At 63.1% G+C, this 20,458-nt stretch carries 18 protein-coding genes and 1 pseudogene; 9 read left to right on the top strand and 10 right to left on the bottom strand.

Annotation, left to right across the window (positions count from 1 at the left end; genetic code table 11):
* Positions 1-82: 82 nt before the first annotated feature.
* A complete protein-coding gene (gene selD / locus D3I60_RS09480) occupies positions 83-1,069 on the top strand; it encodes a selenide, water dikinase SelD (RefSeq protein ID WP_262775896.1) in 987 nt (328 codons plus the stop codon).
* Positions 1,070-1,073: 4 nt separating this feature from the next.
* Here the strand turns inward: selD and D3I60_RS09475 are convergent, their stop codons facing one another.
* Positions 1,074-1,682: a TetR/AcrR family transcriptional regulator gene (locus D3I60_RS09475; protein WP_262775895.1), complete on the bottom strand. Its 609-nt coding sequence runs from the start codon at positions 1,680-1,682 to the stop codon at positions 1,074-1,076.
* A gap of 175 nt (positions 1,683-1,857) precedes the next feature.
* On the opposite strand from D3I60_RS09475, the gene D3I60_RS09470 reads away from it, so the two are divergent.
* Together D3I60_RS09470 and D3I60_RS09465 are read left to right on the top strand one after the other, a co-directional pair.
* A complete protein-coding gene (locus D3I60_RS09470) occupies positions 1,858-3,123 on the top strand; it encodes an MFS transporter (RefSeq protein WP_262775894.1) in 1,266 nt (421 codons plus the stop codon).
* Positions 3,120-4,766 carry an amidohydrolase gene (locus D3I60_RS09465; RefSeq protein WP_262775893.1) on the top strand — a complete coding sequence of 549 codons (1,647 nt, stop codon included), beginning with the start codon at positions 3,120-3,122 and terminating at the stop codon, positions 4,764-4,766. The genes D3I60_RS09470 and D3I60_RS09465 overlap by 4 nt, the downstream gene beginning before the upstream one ends.
* Before the next feature lie 77 nt (positions 4,767-4,843).
* Here D3I60_RS09465 and D3I60_RS09460 read toward each other — a convergent pair whose 3' ends face one another.
* The 7 genes and pseudogenes from D3I60_RS09460 to D3I60_RS09430 all read right to left on the bottom strand — a co-directional run bounded on the left by D3I60_RS09460 (position 4,844) and on the right by D3I60_RS09430 (position 13,699).
* A complete protein-coding gene (locus D3I60_RS09460) occupies positions 4,844-5,158 on the bottom strand; it encodes a hypothetical protein (protein WP_262775892.1) in 315 nt (104 codons plus the stop codon).
* Positions 5,159-5,201: 43 nt separating this feature from the next.
* Positions 5,202-6,491, bottom strand: a complete 1,290-nt coding sequence (gene nrfD, locus D3I60_RS09455; RefSeq protein WP_262775891.1) for an NrfD/PsrC family molybdoenzyme membrane anchor subunit — start codon at positions 6,489-6,491, stop codon at positions 5,202-5,204.
* The gene (locus tag D3I60_RS09450; RefSeq protein ID WP_262775889.1) at positions 6,488-7,615 is read right to left on the bottom strand and encodes a 4Fe-4S dicluster domain-containing protein; all 1,128 of its coding nucleotides are present in this window, start codon (positions 7,613-7,615) and stop codon (positions 6,488-6,490) included. The genes nrfD and D3I60_RS09450 overlap by 4 nt, the downstream gene beginning before the upstream one ends.
* A gap of 386 nt (positions 7,616-8,001) precedes the next feature.
* A pseudogene (gene fdnG, locus D3I60_RS09445) lies at positions 8,002-11,187 on the bottom strand (formate dehydrogenase-N subunit alpha); the annotation flags it as partial.
* A gap of 173 nt (positions 11,188-11,360) precedes the next feature.
* Positions 11,361-12,080 carry a class I SAM-dependent methyltransferase gene (locus tag D3I60_RS09440; protein ID WP_262775888.1) on the bottom strand — a complete coding sequence of 240 codons (720 nt, stop codon included), beginning with the start codon at positions 12,078-12,080 and terminating at the stop codon, positions 11,361-11,363.
* Complete coding sequence (trxA, locus tag D3I60_RS09435; RefSeq protein WP_262775887.1) at positions 12,077-12,514, bottom strand: thioredoxin; 438 nt, start codon at positions 12,512-12,514, stop codon at positions 12,077-12,079. Before trxA ends, D3I60_RS09440 begins: the two co-directional genes overlap by 4 nt.
* 93 nt (positions 12,515-12,607) lie before the next feature.
* Positions 12,608-13,699 (bottom strand): LCP family protein, encoded by a 1,092-nt coding sequence (locus D3I60_RS09430; protein ID WP_262775886.1) that lies wholly within the window; start codon positions 13,697-13,699, stop codon positions 12,608-12,610.
* A gap of 549 nt (positions 13,700-14,248) precedes the next feature.
* On the opposite strand from D3I60_RS09430, the gene D3I60_RS09425 reads away from it, so the two are divergent.
* The 3 genes from D3I60_RS09425 (at position 14,249) to D3I60_RS09415 (ending at position 15,424) form a co-directional block, all read left to right on the top strand.
* A complete protein-coding gene (locus D3I60_RS09425) occupies positions 14,249-14,452 on the top strand; it encodes a cold-shock protein (protein ID WP_062240453.1) in 204 nt (67 codons plus the stop codon).
* Positions 14,453-14,679: 227 nt separating this feature from the next.
* Entirely contained in the window at positions 14,680-14,868 is a 189-nt protein-coding gene (locus D3I60_RS09420) for a hypothetical protein (protein ID WP_262775885.1), read from the top strand.
* A gap of 49 nt (positions 14,869-14,917) precedes the next feature.
* Positions 14,918-15,424: a GNAT family N-acetyltransferase gene (locus D3I60_RS09415; RefSeq protein WP_262775884.1), complete on the top strand. Its 507-nt coding sequence runs from the start codon at positions 14,918-14,920 to the stop codon at positions 15,422-15,424.
* A 62-nt stretch (positions 15,425-15,486) separates the two neighbouring features.
* Here D3I60_RS09415 and D3I60_RS09410 read toward each other — a convergent pair whose 3' ends face one another.
* Positions 15,487-16,131: a GNAT family N-acetyltransferase gene (locus D3I60_RS09410; RefSeq protein WP_262775882.1), complete on the bottom strand. Its 645-nt coding sequence runs from the start codon at positions 16,129-16,131 to the stop codon at positions 15,487-15,489.
* A 98-nt stretch (positions 16,132-16,229) separates the two neighbouring features.
* On the opposite strand from D3I60_RS09410, the gene D3I60_RS09405 reads away from it, so the two are divergent.
* Positions 16,230-16,859: an HAD-IA family hydrolase gene (locus D3I60_RS09405; protein WP_262775881.1), complete on the top strand. Its 630-nt coding sequence runs from the start codon at positions 16,230-16,232 to the stop codon at positions 16,857-16,859.
* 66 nt (positions 16,860-16,925) lie between these two features.
* Here D3I60_RS09405 and D3I60_RS09400 read toward each other — a convergent pair whose 3' ends face one another.
* Complete coding sequence (locus D3I60_RS09400) at positions 16,926-17,768, bottom strand: MurR/RpiR family transcriptional regulator (RefSeq protein WP_262775879.1); 843 nt, start codon at positions 17,766-17,768, stop codon at positions 16,926-16,928.
* A 108-nt stretch (positions 17,769-17,876) separates the two neighbouring features.
* On the opposite strand from D3I60_RS09400, the gene D3I60_RS09395 reads away from it, so the two are divergent.
* Positions 17,877-18,794 (top strand): isoaspartyl peptidase/L-asparaginase family protein, encoded by a 918-nt coding sequence (locus D3I60_RS09395; RefSeq protein ID WP_262775878.1) that lies wholly within the window; start codon positions 17,877-17,879, stop codon positions 18,792-18,794.
* 115 nt (positions 18,795-18,909) lie between these two features.
* On the top strand, positions 18,910-20,409 hold the full coding sequence (locus D3I60_RS09390; RefSeq protein WP_262775877.1) for an AbgT family transporter: 1,500 nt from the start codon (positions 18,910-18,912) through the stop codon (positions 20,407-20,409).
* Positions 20,410-20,458 lie beyond the last annotated feature (49 nt).

Raw genomic sequence — 20,458 nt, 5'->3', positions numbered from 1 at the left:
CCGTTGAAGAGGGCCATCCGTCGAGATGTGGACACTCGTCGGACCTGGTGACGACCCACCACGCGAGTGTTAGTCTCCGGGTATGACTGCGATTCAGGACCGTCTGACCTCGTTCGCCCACGGTGGAGGATGCGCCTGCAAGATCCCGCCGGGCGAGCTCGAGGATGCGGTGCGCGGGCTGGTCGGTCAGCCCGGTCCGGATGTCCTTGTCGGCCTCGATGACGGCGATGATGCCTCGGCGGTGCGAGTCCGTGACGACCTTGCGGTGCTCTCGACCGCGGATTTCTTCACCCCGGTCGTCGATGACGCCTACGACTGGGGACGGATCGCGGCGGCCAATGCGCTCTCGGACATCTACGCGATGGGCGGGACCCCGGTCACGGCGATCAACCTCGTCGGGTGGCCGCGCGAGAAGCTGCCGATGGAGCTGCTCACCGAGGTCCTGCGCGGCGGGCTCGACATTGCAGCGCAGGCGAACTGTCCAGTCGCCGGCGGGCATTCGATCGACGATCCCGAACCGAAGTACGGGATGGCCGTGACCGGTGTGGCCCGCCCGGATGAACTCATGCGCAATGATTCCGCCGAGGCTGGCCTGCCCCTGACATTGACCAAGCCGATCGGCGTGGGGATCCTCAACAATCGGCACAAAGTCACGGGTGATCGTTTCGACGAGGCCATCGCCACGATGACCGCACTCAACGACGAAGCCTCACGGGCGGCCGTGGCTGCAGCAGTGCGAGCGGCCACCGACGTCACCGGTTTCGGCCTGCTCGGGCACCTGTTCAAGATGGCCCGCGCCTCAGGAGTCGGAGCGGTCATCGACGCGGCCGCGGTGCCCCGCCTCGGCGGAGTCGATGAGTCGATCGCGGCCGGGTATGTGTCAGGCGGGACCAGGCGAAATCTCGACTGGGTTCGGCCTCATCTCACCGCGGACGATTCGGTGACCGAGGACGACCTGCTGCTTCTGGCGGATGCTCAGACCTCCGGCGGACTGCTCGTCGTCGGTGAACTGCCTGGTTACCCGGTCATCGGCGAGATTGTCGCCGGCTCGGGCGTGCACGTGCGGTGATGGGCTAGGGCTGGGGGATCCCAGCCTCGATACCGGCGATGATGAAGTCGAGACCACGTCGGTAGAGCCGGTGATTCCGCTCGGTGCCCGCAGGGTGATTCTCAATCAGACTGGTGAGCCGAGAGTCCTCTGACGCAGGAGAGAAGACTACCTGCGGCGACAGCGCGTCGAGCGCGGCTCCGAAGGCGAATGCATCAAGCACCTCGACCGTCGTGAGAAGCTCGCTCTCCGGCACACCCGCACCAGCCAGCACGTCGATGAGAGACTCATAGAGAGTCAAAGTCCCGGGCTCCTCGACCGTGACCCCCAGCAGGTGGATCATCACCCGCGGATGATCCGAATAGAGCCGCCACAGCGAATCCATCCTCGCCTTCAGATCGTCTTTCCAAGATCCCTGCTCAGGGATGCTCAAGGTGTATTCGGCGCTGAGAACCTCGCGCATCGCATGGATGATCCCCTCCCGTCCGTCGACATGGTGATAGATCGAGGACAAACTGACTCCCAGCTCCTTGGCCAGCGGCTGGATCTTGAGCTCGCCGCCGTCATCGATCATCCTGATTGCCGCGCGTCCGATCTTCTCCCGGCTCAGCAGCGGGGAACTAGGTCGTGCCATGAAGCGCTCACTTCCTCAGGGCCATCCGGACGCCCAGGCGCCCAAGGATCCCGAAATCTGGACGTATCGCTGCGCGACTACGCATTGACAAGGTCTCGGTGTACGGGCACCATTCTATATAACCGAAAACTTTTCGTTTAATACGCGAAACTCGCACTGGCAAAGGGGCCGACCTATGAGTTCCACCTCCACTTCCGCACCACCGACACCGGACGATCCTCGGGTCCCCCTCGGGCTGCGGAATGGAACTGCGGTCTTCCTCGTCTCTCTCGCCGGACTCATGCTTGCCAACCTCGCCCCGCTGATCATGTCGGTCTTCGAGCAGATCGGATTCGACGTCGTCGCCGCAGGCAACATCCTCACCTGGGGGCTCTTCACCTCGGCGATCATCGGGTTGGTGACCTCCCGTGCCGCGGCCGGAATCAGGCGGCGCACCATAGCGGGCGGAGGACTCGGCATTGCGACGATCGCCTTCCTCGTCGCCGCACTGGTCCCCGGACCCAATGCGCTCATCGTCATCAGCTTCCTCCTCGGCTCGGCGGGGCTCGGCACCGCGGTGTCGACCTCGGGCGCAGCGATTGCCGCGTTGCGGAACCCCAACCGGGTCAGCGCCTCGTCCGGAGTCGTCAACCGACTCCTCGTCATGGTCGTCCTCGCCGTCATTCCCGTGCTCGGTCTGGCCCAGAACACCGTCTTCGGATCCCTGGCCCTGCTGTCGCTGATCAGCCTCGCCGTGACCGTATGGCTGCCGAAGACACCCGAAACATCGACGACCGAGGTGCTCGCCGAAACCACAACCGAGGCGATCCCTTCATCGAGTCGACCGCGGACCCCGCGTACGGTCCTCCTCGCAGGAATCGGCGTCCTCATCGTCTTCCCCCTGTGGGGAACCAGCGAGGATTCGGTGTGGACATTAGCACCAACCCTCGGAGGTGCGGTCGGCATGTCCGATCAGACCCTCGGCTTCGCGCTCAGCGCGGCAGCTGGCATCGGCGCCGGAGCAATGCTCATTGTGACCCTGCTCGGCAGCAGAATCGGACGCGCCCTGCCCTTGGGCATCGCACTCGCACTCGGAGGGGCGATCAAGATCTGGATCGGCGTGGAGTCGGACCCTGCAATGCTCGCCACTCTCATCATTGCGGTGAACACCATCTACGCCTTCGCCTTCACGCTCTTCATTGCCACTGCCGCCGGTCTCGATGCGCGAGGAAGTTGGTCAGGACCGCTGATCGGGGCCTATATCGTCGGTTCGAGCTTCGCCCCGATCATCGGAGCCTGGATCATCGACGGTGTCGGAATTCCGAACTTCGGACTGATCATGGGTCTCGTCAGCTTCGTCCTCATCATTCCGACGATGCTCATCGCACGCGTATCAACCCGCGTAGAGAAGACGCTCAACAGCCTCGACGAAGCCGCAGAAACCCACGAAAGGACACCATGACCACCGTCTATGAGAATGCCGCTGTCTTTACCGGAGACGAACACGCACCGATCGGCAAGGCAGTGGCGATCGACGCCGGCCGTATTCTCGCCGTCGGAGACACCTCAGCGGTCCTCGATATCGCGGGAGACTCCGCGCAGCGGATCGACCTCGAAGGCAGCCTCCTCGCTCCCGGATTCGTCGAGGGACACACGCACATGATGATGCTCGGCCAGACACTCGACAAGGTTCAGCTGCGGGACTGCACGAGTCTCGAGGAAATCCAAGAGCGCTTGGCGCTCAGGCGGCAGGAGCAGCCCGAAGCCCCGTGCGTGCTGGGCTCGGGTTGGATGTTCGACGCCATCCCCGGCGACAGGCCCACGGCTGCCATGATCGACGAGGTGGTCAGCGATGTCCCCGTGCTCCTCGACTCCAATGATGTTCATTCCGCTTGGGTGAATACAGCAGCGCTTGAGGCCATGGGCATCACGGAGGCGACACCGAACCCACACGGCGGCGAGATCGTCCGTGATGGGCAGGGTAAGGCGACCGGGTTCCTGCTCGAGAACGCGGCGATCGAGCACGCATGGTCCTATCTTGAGTCCGTCACGACAGACGAAGATCGAGATCGGTTCCTCGACAGCGCCTTCCGCGTCTACCTGGAGAACGGAGTCACATCGGCGACCGACATGGCGGTGGGCGAAGCAGAGGCCGCGGCCTTCTGCCGTCGGCTCGAGAGAGACGGACGACTGCCGTTTCCCGTCACTGCCCATTGGCTGCTGCGGCCCTCCGGCGATCCGGCCCGCGATCTCGCTGCTGTCGCACGAGCCGCCGAGGTTCGCGACCAGTTCGCCGACCTCGCCGGTTCCGAATGGTTCCGCATCGTCGGCGTGAAATTCATCCTCGATGGCGTCATCGATGCGTGCACTGCTGCCATGCGCGACCCCTATGTCAACGGCACTCACACCGGGCCGATCTGGTCGTTCGAGTCGGCGGCCCCGGTCGCTGTCGCTGCCGATGCCCATGGGCTTGAGCTTGCCATGCACGCCATCGGTGACCACGCAAGTGAGATCGCGCTCGACCTTGTGGCCGAATGCGTACGCGTCAATGGACCCCGAATCCGGACTCCGCGGATCGAACACCTCGAGTCGGTGACCGATCAGACGATCGCACGCATGGCCAGCCTCGGCGTCGTTGCATCGATGCAGCCGGTGCACTGCGATCCGGCGATCATGGGCAATTGGATGACGGTGCTCGGAGGCGAGCGCGCCGAGACCGGATTCCCCTGGCAGAAGTTCCGTCAGGCCGGAGTCCGTATTGCTCTGGGCACGGATGCACCGACTGCACCGCATCAGATGTCGCACAACCTCTTCATCGCCTTGACTACCCGCTCGGCCCTTGAACCCGGGATGGCGAGCTATCATCCTGAGCGAGCATTCACTCCAAGTCAGGCATTGGGCGCTCTCACGCTCGCCTCGGCATTGGCAGGCGGTTTCACCGATGGCATCGGCCGAATCGCCCCAGGCGGTCGCGCCAACCTCGTCGTTCTCGACGTCGATCCCTTCTCCGATGATGAAGACCGACTCCTTGAGGCGCAGGTGCGTGCCACGATTGTTGACGGTGAAACTGTGTGGGAGAACAGTGCTTCAGTCGTAGATGGCTGACTAGGTGAAATGAACCTTACTCACGCGTCATTTCGTCGTTCGAGGGTGTTTCGACTTGGCAGCGCTCCGATACCTGCTCAGCGCGGAGTGACGTCCTCGTCGCGGAACTGACGAAAGCTGGACATGAAGAACCAGAAGACGGCACCGGTGAAGAGGCCGACCAGCAGCGTCTGCCACCAGTTGTATAGCTCGTTGCCCCAGCCGAGCAGATGCATGCCGAAGTAGACCAGTGGGAAGAGCAGAGCCACGACAATGCCGGCTTTGATGCTCTTACGATCCCTGAGCAGTTTCATCATCGATCTCTCACGCTGCCCGAAGCGCTTCAATTTGCAAGCTTGTTTGCCAATCAGTTGGGTACCACTCAACTGCGGTGTCAAAACACCCTGGTCCATCGAGGTGTTTTGGCGCTAGCGGCGAAGGATACCCTCCTCTCGCCTACCGGCCGGTGGTGATGGAGTCGTCGGTGATGCCGCGAGCTCGACGCTCTTCGAGGCGAGCGCGCTGCGGTTCGACGACGTGGCGCGGGTCCTTCGTCGATTCAATGCCGGCTTCCAACACACCGAAACGCGTGTACGCCGAGGCGGCCGCAAGTGCCGCACCGGAGACGACGGACAGCCCACGCAGAACGGCGCGCGTCTTCCAACTCCGTTTGCCGACACCGGCTGATTCGCCAGCCCCGCCCACAGCCTCTGCAATCGCACCAGTCACACCACCGGCTCCGCTACGTGCCAGCTTCTTCGCGAACACCCTGGCACCTACCTCGACGGCGGCGGCACCGATGGCTCCGGCGATCAGCAGTTTTTCGGCCCGATGCAGCTTGTTGCCCGGTTCGCCGTCGTCCATCGGATCGACCTCGGCCGGATGCATGCGCTTCCTCATCGCAGACATCGCATAAGCCTCTCCGGCAGTGCCGGTGAGCGCGAGCAGTCGAGCAGGTCCGGTCTCGGCCACCGGTGCCAATGCCATCGCGGCACCTCCAGCGGCCATCGAAGCCGAGGACACGAACACGTACGGCAGACCATTGCGGCCGGCGGCGTTCCAGGTCGGAACGGCCGTCGCCCCGAGAAGCACCGCTGTATATACGGCCAACGGGGTGGCGAAGAAGGCGGATTCGACGGCCGCAGGCGTCTCCAAAGCATGGAGCACCTTGCGCAACGGACCCAGAGGCAACAGCTTCTCACCGGTGATCCGGTCAAGTTCTATCGCGAAGGTCACTCCCGATCCGACACCGAAACCCGAGAGGATCCAGGTCCCCAAGCTCATCGGCGACGACACCTTGACCACGCGCATCATATTGAGGAATCGTTCGGGCCTGCCGAGGTCGGCAACGAGGGCGGCACCGCCGATTCCGGTCGCGGCGAGCGCAGTCATCCGGGAGGCGATGCGCAGGCCGGGCCGATCGGTCAGCTGCGCGCCGAAGCCCAGCAGAGACGAACCCCCGGCCAGACCGCCGAGGAACAGGTACGTCCCGATCTCGTCACCCCATGGTGGAGCCTTGACGATCGGGCGGCCGTAGTAGGACGTGAACTCGACATCCTCGACCATCGGCATCTCACGGTTGCCGTCGGCTCCGCGGTTCTTCCACCCGCCGCCACGGCCGCGACCGCCACGTCGACCACCGGGACCGTCAGGTCCGCTGGGACCTCCACGGCCGCCTCGGCGACGTTTTCTGCGTCCGCCTTCCGGCTCGGGCGGGCGGTAGGAATCGTATTCTGAGGTGCTCATGAACGGCGGCTCCCGATGAACGCGAGTCCGGCCGCAGCAACCATGCCCAGTGCCGCGATCCCGGCGTTGGCGTACATCTTCGGCAGGTCCTTCGTCGCGACCCGCGGGTCCGGCGGCAGGCCGTAGACCTCGGGTTCGTCGAGGAGCAGGAACACAGATCCGGTGCCGCCGACCCCGTCGTTCGGGTTCGCCCCGTACAGGCGAGCCTCGGTCAGTCCCTTCGCGTGGAGTTCGGCCACACGGTCATGCGCCTGGTCGACCATGTCCTGACGGTCGCCGAACTTGATCGACTGTGTCGGGCAGGTCTGCGCGCAGGCTGGTTCCTGACCCTCGACGAGGCGGTCGTAGCAGAGGGTGCACTTGTTCGCGGTGCCCGCGTTCGGCACGTCCATGTCCGCGGCCTTGCGATCATCCCGATCGGTCGGGGTGTTGATCGTGCCGTCGTCTCGGCGTTCGATGACGCCGAAGGGACAGCCGGCCACGCAGGTTCCGCAGCCGTTGCAGACGTCGTTCTGGACGACGACGGTGTCGAATTCGGTGCGGAAGAGTGCACCGGTCGGGCACACGTCGAGACAGCCGGCGTGCGTGCAGTGTTTGCACACGTCGGAGGACATCAGCCAGCGGAAGTCCGCGGTGTCCGGGGGCGTCGTATCGACGTTCGACAGGTCGGTCGGCTCCAGGGCACCCGGTGCCAGCAGGTCGACGTTGAGCTCGGGGGTCGTCGGCAGCCCGGCGGAGGTCCGGCCCTCCGCCGCCGCACCCAAGGCCCCGTCGAGCGGCTGGGCGGCGGCAGACTCATCGTTGCGCGGGCGGATCGTGGGCATGCCGAGATTGACGAGTTTGCGCCCGGATTCCCGAGCCTTCTCGATCCGTTCGGAATCCTGTTCGATGAAAGCGACGTGCCGCCAGGTGTTCGCGCCGAGGCTGCCCGTGTTGTCATACGAGGAACCGAGCAGTTCGAAGGTGCCGTCCTGCGGGTTGCGGTTCCACTCCTTGCACGCGACTTCGCAGGCCTTGCAGCCGATGCAGATCGAGGTGTCGGTGAAGAATCCCTTGCGGCTGTGCGCGGAATCGTGCCAGTGTCCGTCCGCCAACGTGCCGTCATCGATCGTCGGTGTCGACATCAGTCGTCCTCCTCCTCGTTCTCCTGCCGATCCCGAGCCGCGCGGGCGCGAGCTTCCGCTTCGGCCACCTCGGTTTCGGCGATCGCACTGCCGTCGGCATGCCGTCCGTGGTCGGGGTCGCCGTCGCTGGGGTCCCCGTCGTCGGCGCGGTTCGACACCGCAGTCTCGGCGGGTTCGGCCGCCTCGGTGGGTTCGATGGTGATCCTACCGCTGCGATCATCGGCACTGTCGACCGTCGCCGAGGCGGTCGTGCCGTCCCCGTCGGAGGCTCCATCGCGTCCCCCGTCCAGGGTCCTGCCGGGGGTGACGCCGACGGCCGAGTCGCCGCCTCGGTGGGCGTGCCCACCAGCATTGCGGCCCTGCCCGGCGTCGTGGGAGGCCGCGACATCCTCGGCTGACACCGTGACCTGCTGGTTGCCGGATTCGGGGCTGAGGCCGGCCTCGCGTTGGTACTTCTCGACGAAATCGACGAGTTCGGGTCCGCGGGGACGACGGCCGGGCATGATCGTTCCGGCCACGTATTTGCTGTTCTGGATGTAGACGTTGGGGTCCATCGTCACGCCGAGCAGGTCGTTGGCGGAATCGCCTTCGACGACGGCACCCTGACCGCCCACTCCCCAGTGGTAGGGCAGACCGATCTGGTGGACCGTCTTCCCACCGATCGTCAGCGGGGTCATCCGCTTCGTCACGAGAACGCGGGCCTCGATCGCCGCCCGCGGGGACACCAAGGTCGCCCACCCGTAGGGTTCGAGCCCCACCTCGGCGGCGAGTTCGGGTGAGATCTCGCAGAACATCTCCGGCTGCAGCTCCGAGAGGTACGGCAGCCACCGGGACATGCCTCCGGCGGTGTGGTGCTCGGTGAGTCGGTAGGTCGTGAACACATAGGGGAAGACCTCGGATCCGGGCACCCCGGCACCGGGGGCGGAAAGGTTGTCCTCACGGCGCATGACCATCCGGGTCGGGCTGTTCTGCTGGGAGTACAGCGGGTTCGCAACCGTCGATTCCTGCGGTTCGTAGTGGGTGGGAATCGGCCCGTCGATCATGCCGCTGGGTGCGAACAGCCACCCCTTGCCGTCGGCCTGCATGATGAACGGATCGTCACCGTCGAGATTCGCGGGACCGCCGTAGGCGGCATCCGATCGGGCGGCGGGTGCGCGGTCGATCGGGAAGTCGGGCACGTCCTTGCCGGTCCACTTCCCGGCCTCGTCGTCCCACCACACGAACTTCTTCCGCTCCGACCATGGAGTTCCGTCGGGTGCGGCCGAGGCACGGTTGTACAGGATCCGGCGGTTCGCCGGCCATGCCCACGCCCATTCGGCGGCGGTCTCGTCCTGCTCATCCCGCGGTTTGCGGCGGGCGGCCATGTTCTGGCCTCCGGCGTAGACGCCGGCGTAGATCCAGCAGCCTCCGGCGGTGGTCCCGTCGTCGGTCATCTGGTTGAAGCTGTCCAAGGGCTCGCCGTCGCGGTCGCCGCCGATGAAGTAGCCGTTGATCTCCTTGACGACCGCCTCGGCGTCGACTTCGCCCTCCTCGTCGACCGGGTAGTCCCAGGTCATGTCGAGCAGCGGCCGATCGCGGGGGTCGTCGGAGTCCCTCAGCTTCTCGCGCACGGCTTGGCCGAGTTCGTAGAAGAAGTCGAGCTCGCTCTGTGCGTCCCCGGGCGGGTTGACGGCCTTATGGCGCCACTGCACGAGACGCTGGGTCTGTGTGAAGGTGCCGGCCTTCTCCGTGTGGTTGGCTGCGGGCAGGAAGAACATCTCGGTGTCGATGTCCTCGGTCCTCAGCTCCCCGGTCTCGATCTCGGGGCCGTCCTTCCACCAGGTGGCGGATTCGATGAGGCTGAAGTCACGCACGACCATCCATTTCAGGTGACTCATCGCCATGCGCTGCATGCGCCCGTTGGCCGAGCCCACTGCCGGGTTCTGCCCGAGCAGGAAGTACCCGTCGACTCCGTCGTTGAGCATGCGCACCGCGGTCTGGTAGGTGCCGTGGGCGCCGTTGATGCGCGGCAGATAGTCAAAGGCGAAGTCATTGTCTGCCGTCGCCGCATCACCCCACCAGGCCTTGAGCAGGCTGGTGGCGTAGGCACGGCCGTTGGCCCAGTAGCCCTTGTGGGTCTGTGGGGTGCCGACGGCCGCGACGTAGTCGTCGAAGGTGTCGTGGACTCCTGCGCTGGGCATCGGCAGGTAGCCGGGCAGCAGGTTGAACAGGGTCGGGATATCGGTCGATCCCTGGATCGTCGCGTGTCCGCGCAGCGCCATGATTCCGCCGCCCGGTCGACCCATGTTGCCGAGCAGGAGCTGGAGGATCGAGGCGGTGCGGATGAATTGCGCGCCGAGGCTGTGCTGGGTCCACCCGACCGCGTAGGCGAAGCACGTGGTCCGTTCCCGGCCCGAGTTCTCGGTCACCGATTCGTAGAGGTAGTCGAAGTCTGCGGGTTTTATTCCGCAGTTCTCCTCGACCATCTCAGGCGTGTAGCGCGAGTAGTGGTGTCGCAGAATCTGGAAGACCGACTTCGGGTCCTTCAGGCTCGGGTCCTTCAGCGGTGCACCGTGCTCATCCGTCTGGTACGACCACGTCGAGTTCTCGTAGGAGTTCGTGTCCGGGTCGAACCCGGAGAACAGTCCGTCGAGATCCTCGGTGTCGACATAGTCGTCGCTGATGAGATTCGCGGCGTTGGTGTAGGCGCGCACGTACTCGTCGAAGTAGCGGCCCTCGGTGAGCACACGGTTGATGAGCGCACCGAGCAGCACAATGTCGGAGCCGGCCCGAATGGGCACGTGCTTATCGGCGATCGCGGTGGTGCGCGTGAAACGAGGATCGACGTGGATGATGCGGGCACCCCGGGCCTTGGCCTCGCTCACCCACTGGAAGCCCACCGGGTGGCACTCGGCCATATTGGAACCCTGGATGATGATGCAGTCCGCATTCGCCATATCCTGGACGGGTTGAGTGGCGCCGCCGCGCCCGAACGAAGTTCCCAAACTGGGAACGGTGGCGGAGTGTCAAATACGCGCCTGGTTCTCGATCTGTACCGCCCCGGCCGCGGTGTAGAGCTTCTTGGCGAGGTAGTTCTCCTCGTTGTCGATGGTCGCCCCGCCGAGGCTGGCGATGCCCATCGTCCGCCGCAGCGGGTGGCCTTTGTCGTCGAAGTCCTCCCAGTGGTTGCGGCGGGCTTCGATGAATCGGTCGGCGATCATGTCGATCGCGGTCGGCAGGTCGATCTTCGTCCAGTCCCTGGCCTTCGGAGCCCGGTAGAGGACGTCGGTGACACGGCCGGGAGCGTTGACGAGCTGTTCGCTGGCTGCGCCCTTCGGGCACAGGCGGCCGCGTGAGATCGGTGAGTCCGGGTCGCCTTCGATCTGCACGACCTTGTCGTCCTTGACGAAGATCTTCTGCCCACAGCCGACGGCGCAGTACGGGCACACGGATTGGACGACCTTGTCGGCCGTGACCGTGCGTGGAGTGGTGTCCCGAGTCTGCTGGGACACGACGGATTCGCCGCGTCCCGTCTTATCCGACGTGCGCAGCTGCCGGAGTACCGGCCACTCGAGGAAGCTGAACCGAGCCATGGCACCACCATAGCCCCTCACGGGGCGGAAATGCACCAGGTGAGACCGGGTTTTCGACCCCATCTCAGGGGGCTGGGAATCGCCCGGTTCGCCGAGGCGGCTGCGCGGTCATGATCGACCGCGCAGCCGCCTCGGTGCTGGGTTCCGGGTTCGGGTCTCTGGGTTGGCTGAGTTCAGACCCTGCGAGCCAGGAGGATCGCGTCCTCGAGTTCGGCGGGTTCGCCCGACGGGGAGGTCACTTCTCGGGTGCGGGTGTCGGCGAGTTCGATCTCCCACCGGTGCGGGCTGGCGCCGATGAGGAGGGCGAAGTCTCCGTTCGGACTGACCAGTTCATGATGGTGGTCCATGCCGTGCTCGAACTTCTCGCTGTGTTCGGCGGCCCACGGCGGCATCGTCGCATGGGAGACGAGCAGGAGGGCGCCGCCCGGTGCCACGTGTGCGGCGACGCGGGTGAGGAGCTCTTCCCGGGTATCGGGCAACCGGGTGTGGAGGAAGGATCCGGTGACGAGGTCGAAGCCGCCTCGGCGATCGGGGTCCTCCGGTTCCCAGGTGGAGACGTCGGCGACGGCGAATTCGGCGGAGACTCCGCGGGATTCGGCGGCCCGGCGGGCACGGTCGATGGCTGTGGTCGACAGATCGATGCCGGTGGCGTCCCAGCCGTTCTCGGCCATCCAGATGACGTCGGCGCCTTCTCCGCAGCCGACGTCGAGGACGCGGCCGGGGGCCATCTCGGAGACGACGGCGACGAGGGATTCGTTCGGGTTTCCGGACCAGATGGCGTCGTCGGCCTCGGCGTAGCGCTCTTCCCAGGCGGCCACGGAATCGGGCACGCCGGCGTCGTCTGCGCCGGTTCTGTCTGCGTGGGTGTGGTCGTTGCTGCTGGTCGCGGTCACTTGTCGACGCCCGGGTCGGCAGGGATCGAATCGGGTGCGGCACCGTCCGCGCCGTCGGTCTCTGCGGCAGCAGCGGCTTCCTGTTTGGCCAGTTCGGCACGGACCTCGTCCATGTCGAGTCCCTTGACGGCGGTGATGACCTGTTCGAGCTGCGGGGCGGCGAGCGCGCCGGGCTGGGCGAAGACGACGATGCCCTGGCGGAAGGCGACGAGGGTCGGGATCGAGGTGATCGCGAAGAGTCCGGCCAGCTGCTGCTGGGCTTCGGTGTCGATCTTGCCGAAGACGATGTCGGGGTTGGCCTCGGCGGCCTGTTCGAAGACCGGGGCGAACTGCTTGCAGGGGCCGCACCAATCGGCCCAGAAGTCGAGGAGGATGATCTCGTTGTCGTTGATGGTCGACTCGAAGTTGTCTTGCGTGATTTCGATCGTAGACATGCCGTCCAGTCTAGGAGCCGCGAATGATTATCGCCTGGACGGAGGTCATCGACGGCTCCCTGCCGGCTTCAGCCGGGAGCGGCCCGAGCCGGTTCAGCCGACGAGGTCCGTGATCGGTTCGTCGTCGATGATGGCGGTGAATACGGCGTCCGCCTCGGCGGATTTGACCACGCGGTTGGGGTCTTCCGGTGCGGGTGTCCACGGCATGATTTCGAAGGTGATGTCGTCCTCGGGCACGGAAGCCACCGTCGTGGCCAGGGAGGCGAGCGAACGCATCGAGTCGAGTTCATCGTCGACGCCGATCGTCGAGGTCACAGCGTCGAGGAATCCATACAGGCGGTCGGGCCGGGTGAGGACCTGGCCGCTCTTGGCGCGGTCGATGATGGCTTCCATGACCATCTGCTGGTTGCCCATCCGGGAGATGTCGCTGCCATCGCCCACGGCGTGCCGTGTCCGAGCCAGGGCGAGAGCATCGTCACCGCCGATCGTCTGGTGGCCGGCGGGCAGGTCGAGGTTCGCCTTCGGGTCGTTGAGAGGTTCGTCGAGGTCGACGGTGATCCCGTCGAGCGCGTCGACGATCGCTGAGAATCCGTCGAAGTCGACGTTGATGAAGTGGTCGACGCGCACCCCGGTGAGTTCCTCCGCCGCTGATACGGAGCAGGCCGGCCCGGCGTTGAGAGCCGAGTTGATCATTCCGTGCGTGGCCGCTGATGCGCCGTGGCCGGTGTCGTCGCAGGCGGGAATGTCCATGATCGTGTCACGTGGGATCTGCACGGCGTCGATGCGGCCGCCGTGGGCGGCGACGTGAGCGAGGATCATCGCATCGCTGCGAGCCCCCTCAGCACTGCCGAAACCTTGCGCCGAGGAGGCCGCGGAGTTCGCGCCTTCGCCTGTGCCCGAGTCATCGGAGGCGTCCTTCGCCGAGTCGAGATCGCGAGTGTCGGATCCGATGATGAGGACGTTCGTCTCGTCGGTGAGTTTCTCGGGGACGTCGCCGCCGTGGGCGCGCAGCGGGGAGGAGGAGATATTCGCGCCGAGGTTGTGCACCGCCACCGCGATCGTCACGGGGGCGCCGATGATGAGGACCGCAGCCACGGCGACGAAGGTGCGCCGGCGCCGGTACTTCGCGGCGAGGCGTCGCTGTCGGCGGGGTCCTGGCGGCGGTGACGATTCTTCGTTGTCCACGGTTCGGGTGCTCCTGCGTCCGGGGTCACGGCGGATTGCATACAAAACGGAATGTATACAATCCTAGATGCCTGCGCGGTCGAGTGCACATCGCTGTGTTCCATCTCTCGACTGAAAACATTCGACCGAAATCACCCGCACAGCGATCACTCTGTTAAGCTGGAATCGTTCTCGCACAGAAATGTGCGGAGCAGATGGTGCCTTAAGAGCAGGTAGATTCGCTCGTCACCATGTGTTTGCCCGCCGGCGCGTGTCTGCCTTCCGCGCCCCTCATGATTTTTCCCAGTTCAGTCGTCTGACGACTTCCGTCCAGCACTTTCGAGTGCATGATCGAAACCGAGTATCCCCACGATTTCGTCTGAGACAGAGACCTCACATCAGAGAACTCATCCTCGCCAGCGATTCCGAGTCCTCGGTTCACCCACAGATTTTCGTTGGATCTGCGTCTGAAGATCCAGTCCAGCCAGCGGGAAAGCCGGATCCAGCAATGGGTTCGACCATCACGATCGCAGCAGCGGTCATCAGTTAAAAAATAAGGATACAAAGATTATGGCAACAGGTACCGTGAAATGGTTCAACGCGGAAAAGGGTTTCGGATTCATCCAGCCTGACGACGGTTCGGCTGACGTGTTCACTCACTTCTCCGCGATCGAAGCCTCCGGCTACCGCGAGCTCACCGAGGGTCAGAACGTCGAGTTCGACTCTGAGATGGGCTCCAAGGGCCTGCAGGCGACTCGCGTCCGCGGCCTCTGAGACTCTTTGAGAGTCTCACCTAGAGACTTCTGAGATTCACCAGCGACCCTGCGTTCACCCACTTGGTGTGAACGCAGGGTCGCTGTCATCTCCTCCCCAATTGCTACCTGACGGCGGCCCAGATACCTCGCGCGAGGTATCTGGGCCGCCGTCACCGCCGTTGACATGCATCCTTGCTCTATTTAGAGTCGGTGCCAACGACCGTGAACCGTGACGCTGGAGAAGCGATGCAGCACATCGGGCTCACTCGCTGGATCGTCGCATTCATCATGCTCGCCGCTGTCTGCGTACTGAGTTCCCAGGCGGCCCCGTTTCATGACTTTGCCGCTTTTCTCTGGCTCTTGGCCCTCGTGCTGATGATCACCGCCACGGCACTCGCGGTCGTCCGTGATCGCCGGCGGCGCCGATCGAGCTGATCAACAGAGCAGATCCGCACACTTCGGCCCTCCCGGTTATCCTGAACTCATGCCGCCCCGGAACACGCCGCGTCTGCACCTGCGGGAGATGGCCGACGACGATCTCGACGATATGACCGCCCTCCTCGGCGATCCGCAGGTGATGGAATATTACCCTCACCTCAAAGACCGCACCGAGGCGGCTGCGTGGATCCGGTGGAATCGACGCAATTACGCAGAGCACGGCTTCGGGCTGTGGATCGTGGAGACGCACAAAGGTGAGTTCCTCGGCGACTGCGGACTGACTTGGCAGACCGTCAACGGCGCACCTCACCTTGAGGTCGGTTTTCATGTGAAGCCGTCCGCCCAAGGTAATGGGTTCGCCACCGAGGCGGCTCTGGCCTGCGTCGATCACGCTCGTGAGCTCGAGGTCGCTGCAATACTGACCGCCATCATCCACCGAGACAATCGACCGTCGCAGCGTGTGGCCGAGAAGCTCGGAATGCAGCGCAACCCCGAACTCCGACACAAGTCCCCGGACCACGAGGTATTCTCCCTGGACCTGTCATCGCCCTAATTGCTACCCGACGGGGGCCCAGATACCTCGCGCGAGGTTGCTGGGCCGCCGTCGGGTAGCAATTAGTGGTGGTCTAGGAAAGTGCAGAAGTCCTCGACTCCGCTGAGCTCGATGTCGTTCCGCCGTCTGGCTTCCCACGCCGAGCGGGTCAGGCGCCAGCGTTGGATGCGTCCCGGCTCGCCTCGGCGGATGTCCCAGTCGACGCCGTTGCGCTCGTACCCCAAGGCTTCAGACACCTTGTTCGATCCGATGTTGTCGACGAACGCATCGGAACCGGCCTCACTCGCCCCGAGCCCCGCGAACGCGAGATGCAGCAGAGCACTGCGCATCTCCGTGCCGAGGCCGCGACCGCGCACATCCGTCGACAGCCAGGAGAATGACGCGAACGTCCCGCAGGAGTCGAATTTCTCCCCAATGAGGTCCTGCATCCCCACGGCCTCACCATCGACGAGGACGGCGAAGGCCAACCGAAAATCAGAGGGAGAGAACCGCCCCCGTCCACGCCATACGCTCTGGAGCCACCTGCTTACCCGCATGTCCGGGTCGGATTCGTAGAACGACATCGGATCGTCGTAGGGGGCGGGTTCCGCGAAGACCTTGCCGTCCCGCACAAGTGGGGCGAGCGCCGCGAGCATCTCATCGGCGGCACCGACGAGCTCGAGTCGGGGAGTCTTCACCCGGATCTGCAGGGGCGGGTAGCCGATCATGAAACCAACCTAGGCCAGCCGGACCGAATCCACAATGGTCCGACAACTCCAGGTAGCGTGGGGTTCGACTCCAGGATGCCGAAAACAGGTGGTGGCCCATGACCGAACCCGACCGCCCGACCCCGACGACCGTTGTCTTCGACCTCGGCAATGTGCTCATCGGCTGGGACCAGACAGGGCCTCTGGCCGATCGCATGAGTGCCGATGAATGGCATTCCTTCGCCGAGGCGGCCGACTTCCCCACGCTCAATACCGCAGCTGATTCCGGCGTTTCGATCAACGATATCGTCGCCCGAGCCGCCGAGACGGACCCCCGCCACGGTGAGATCGTCGCCGGCTACTACGAGAACTTCGACAAATCCCTGACCGGTCCGATCGACGGCATGGCCGAGATCGTCGCAGTTCTCAAGACCGCCGGCGTCCGCCTGCTCGGGCTGTCGAACTGGTCGGCTGAGACCATCCACCATGCCCCCGTCGTCGCCCCGGCGATCAGCGAACTCGAAGACATCGTCGTCTCGGGTGAAGTCGGGCTGGTCAAACCCGATCCGGCGATCTTCGAACTGACCCGGAACCGATTCGACCTCGACCCGGCCCGGACGGTCTTCGTCGATGATCTGCCCGCCAATGTGAAGGCTGCCGAGCAGCTCGGCTTCATCGGTCATGTGTTCTCAGGAGCCGCCTCGCTGCGCGGGGAACTATCCGAGCTCGGTCTGTTTAAGTCTTACTAAGACCTTGCATCCAATTACTTGTTGGGCTTTCAGTCTGTCCAAGTTGATCGTCTTAGATCCGAAACTTCACTTGGACCTCTGCGAAGGTCGAAGTTCTTCTAGCGCCCGAAGACGTTCTAGCGCACCCTCTATCTTGGTTGCGGCCTCGTGAACCACCGCTTCAACCAATGCTAGGCATCCCACTTGGCTATCAAAGAATGATACATCGACGGCGGCCTGCAGTACGACGTCAGCAATACCAGCAACCGGCGACAACCATTGGTCAGTGATCAACGCGACCGAAGCAGAGTTTCGCTTTGCTGCCTCAGAAACCAGGAGAAGATGTTCCTGATATCGCCTGACGTCAAGAACCAGCAAAACGTCTTTTCGCCGCAGATCGGTAACAACATGAAGGTCACGTCCCATCGGATCTTCCAAGAAAGAGACGCCCGGCCTCACCTTCGATAGTTGCAACTGAGCCACACGCCCAACCAGTCCGCTGTAGTGTCCCCCGACAACCACCACGCGATTCGATACCTTGGTCAGCATCTGAACCAAGCGGTCAATTTCCGAACGTGGATTCTGCTGAAAAGTTCTGGTGATGAGATTCGCCCGGTCCATCCCGCTGGAGGAGAACTCGTCTGAAAAATCTCGCCCAGCCGTCTCTGCCTCAGCCCGAATAAGCGGACTCGCCGATCTCGTCGTCAATTCGGTCCGCAGATGATTCTGCAATTCGACGAAGCTGTCGAAACCGAGCTGTGTGCAGAACCGCACGACCGAAGCAGAACTCGAATTCGCCAAGTCCGCTAATGACGATGTTGTCCCCAAACCAGCACTCGGATAGTCGGCCAGCAGTGCACGAGCAATCCGCCGACTGGCGGGACTGAACGAATCAATCGACGAATTGACCTTCTCCGCGACTGTTTCCATCGCATGACTCCCGAGAGTGAAATGTACATTTCAAATGTGATCCATATTGCGGTTGTGGAATGATTATGCCAAGCTGATCTCGCTCAGCACAAATGAAAGGAACATCACATGACTGAAACCATCCTCCGATCGTTTGGCCAGGGCACCGAGCCGCTTCTCATCGTTCATGGCGGCGCCGGACATCGATCGACTCCCCTTACCTCGGATGGTACAGCTAGCGCGCATGCAGCGTTGGAGAAAGTACTCGCTGCAGGCTACTCAGTACTCAGCGCGGGTGGCTCCGCAGTCGACGCGGTCGTCGCCGCTGTCCGCGAACTCGAGAATGCCCCCGATTTCAATGCCGGCCACGGGGCCGCACTCACTGCGTCAGGAACCGTTGAACTCGACGCTTCGATCATGGCCGGTGACGGCGCCTCGGGTGCCATCACGGGTGTGTCTACCGCTCGCAACCCCATTTCGGCCGCTCGCGCGGTGATGGATAAAACCGACCACTTGCTCTTCGCGGCACCGACTCACGAACAGCTGTGCAAGTGGGAAGTCGAAATAGTCGATCCTCACTACTTCGTCACGGAGAAGAGGCGAGAGGAACTCGCCGCCTTTCAGAAACAGCCTGACGCATTACTCCAGCACGGAACTGTCGGTGCCGTTGCTCGCGATGCAGAGGGGAAACTGGCAGCCGCAACATCCACCGGTGGAATCGTTAATCAGGAGCCAGGCAGGGTAGGCGACACGCCTCTGGTAGGTGCCGGAACATTTGCTGACGACGGCACGGTGGCAGTCTCTTGCACCGGCACAGGAGAAGTGTTCATGACCGAAGTTGCAGCTCACAGCGTGCACGGTCGGGTTTCTCTCGGAGGAGCCCTTCCAAATGAAGCAGCAGTCGCAGTCCTCGATCGAATCTCAATGCGCGGCGGGATGGGAGGAATGATCGTCATTCCGGCCTCTGGCGGGGGGCTCGCGGCGTACAACAGCGGCGATATGTTCTACGGGTCATCCGATTCCGCAGGCACATACACGCACGTTTGAACCTCCGGCCCGGGGAATGCCGGTAGTTGGATTTGACGATTACTTAACTAGGAGAAATATGTCAGTTCACGCACCCACTGACGAAGACAGGCAAAGTCGCTTGTCTCGAGGAGTGATGAAACTCCTCGAAGCGGTAGACCGAGCAGGCAACAAACTGCCTCACCCATTCTGGATCTTTGTGGGTCTTGCCGTAATTGTTGCCTTACTCAGCGCGTTGTTCGCCCGCTTTGATCTTTCTTCAGTCAATCCCACTGACGGTAAGACGGTTGCGGTGAAGAGTTTGCTCACATCAGAGGGCATCCAGATGATGCTGGACGATGCGATCGAGAACTTCGTGAACTTTCCCCCTCTGGGGTTGATTGTCGTGGTCGCACTTGGAGTGTCTATCGCAGACGCAACGGGGCTGTTGCCCTCCCTGATGCGGGGAATGCTTTCCAAGGTCAATCCCCGCTACGTGACCTTCATGATCGCAATCACCGCAATGGCCGCTCAGATTGCCGGAGACGCGGCCTTTGCCGTAATGATTCCACTGGCGATGATTGCCTACCGCGCAGTCGGGCGCAGTCCGATAATCGGGGCTGTCGTGGCATATGTTGCTGTGGGTGGAGCAAGCAGCGTTGGACTGATCCCCACCGGAACCGACGCGGTATTTGCCGGTCTAACGACCGCCGCGGCTCACACGATCGACCCGAGCTATAACGTCAATCCTCTATCTAACTACTATTTCTCGGCTTCATCGTCCATTGTCCTGGCTCTCTCCATCACTTTGGTTGTTGAACTGGTTGTGGCCAAACGAGTCGCGTACCTTGAGGCGGCAGAACCTTCAATAGACGCTGAACCACTACCAGACATGAAGCTCAAGCTCTCTGAGCAACGTGGCATGATCGGCGCAGGAATCGCCACGGTCCTGTTCTTCGGCCTCCTTGTCCTGGCAACAGTACCGGCGAGTTCGCCCCTCCGCGGAGAGGGTGGAAGTGTTGTCGATTCACCTCTGATGAACAATATCGCTGTCATCATGATGTTGTTCTTCAGTACTGTGGGAATCGTCTACGGTGTCATCGTCGGTTCCATCAAGAAGTTCAGCGACATCCCCGAGCTCATGGCTCCTGGCGTCTCTGCTCTCGTTCCAGTCGTGGTTCTTTTCTTCGCCGCTTCACAATTCTTGGCCTACTTCAAATGGTCAAATATGGGGCAAGTCATTGCGATTGAGGGGGCAGGGCTCCTAGACCGCATAGGTGCAGCTCCAATCGTCATATTTGTCGTCGCCGTGCTGTTTATCAGCTGCCTCAATTTGGTGCTCACTTCGGGTTCGGCAATGTACGCATTCGTAGCACCGGTCCTGGTACCTATGCTCATGCTCCTCGACATTGCGCCAGAGACCACTCAGGCGATGTTCCGCATCGCCGATGCGCCGACAAACAGCTTGACCCCGATGAGCCCATACTTCGTTCTTGCCCTCGGATTCATCCGGCAACATCGACCCACGGCTGGTGTCGGTACGTTGATGTCGCTGGTTCTTCCGATCGCCTTGGTCAATCTCGTCGTCTGGCTGGTCCTTTTCATATTGTGGTACCTCATGGGTCTGCCTCTGGGGCCAGGAGTCGCCGCTCGGTAGCGTCGTGATTGGTGCCGCGTTGATCTTCTCGGCACCAACCGCGCACCGT

The sequence above is a fragment of the Brevibacterium permense genome (assembly GCF_025506275.1).
Lineage (GTDB): Bacteria > Actinomycetota > Actinomycetes > Actinomycetales > Brevibacteriaceae > Brevibacterium > Brevibacterium permense_A.
This window is presented reverse-complemented; position numbering and strand designations above follow the sequence as displayed.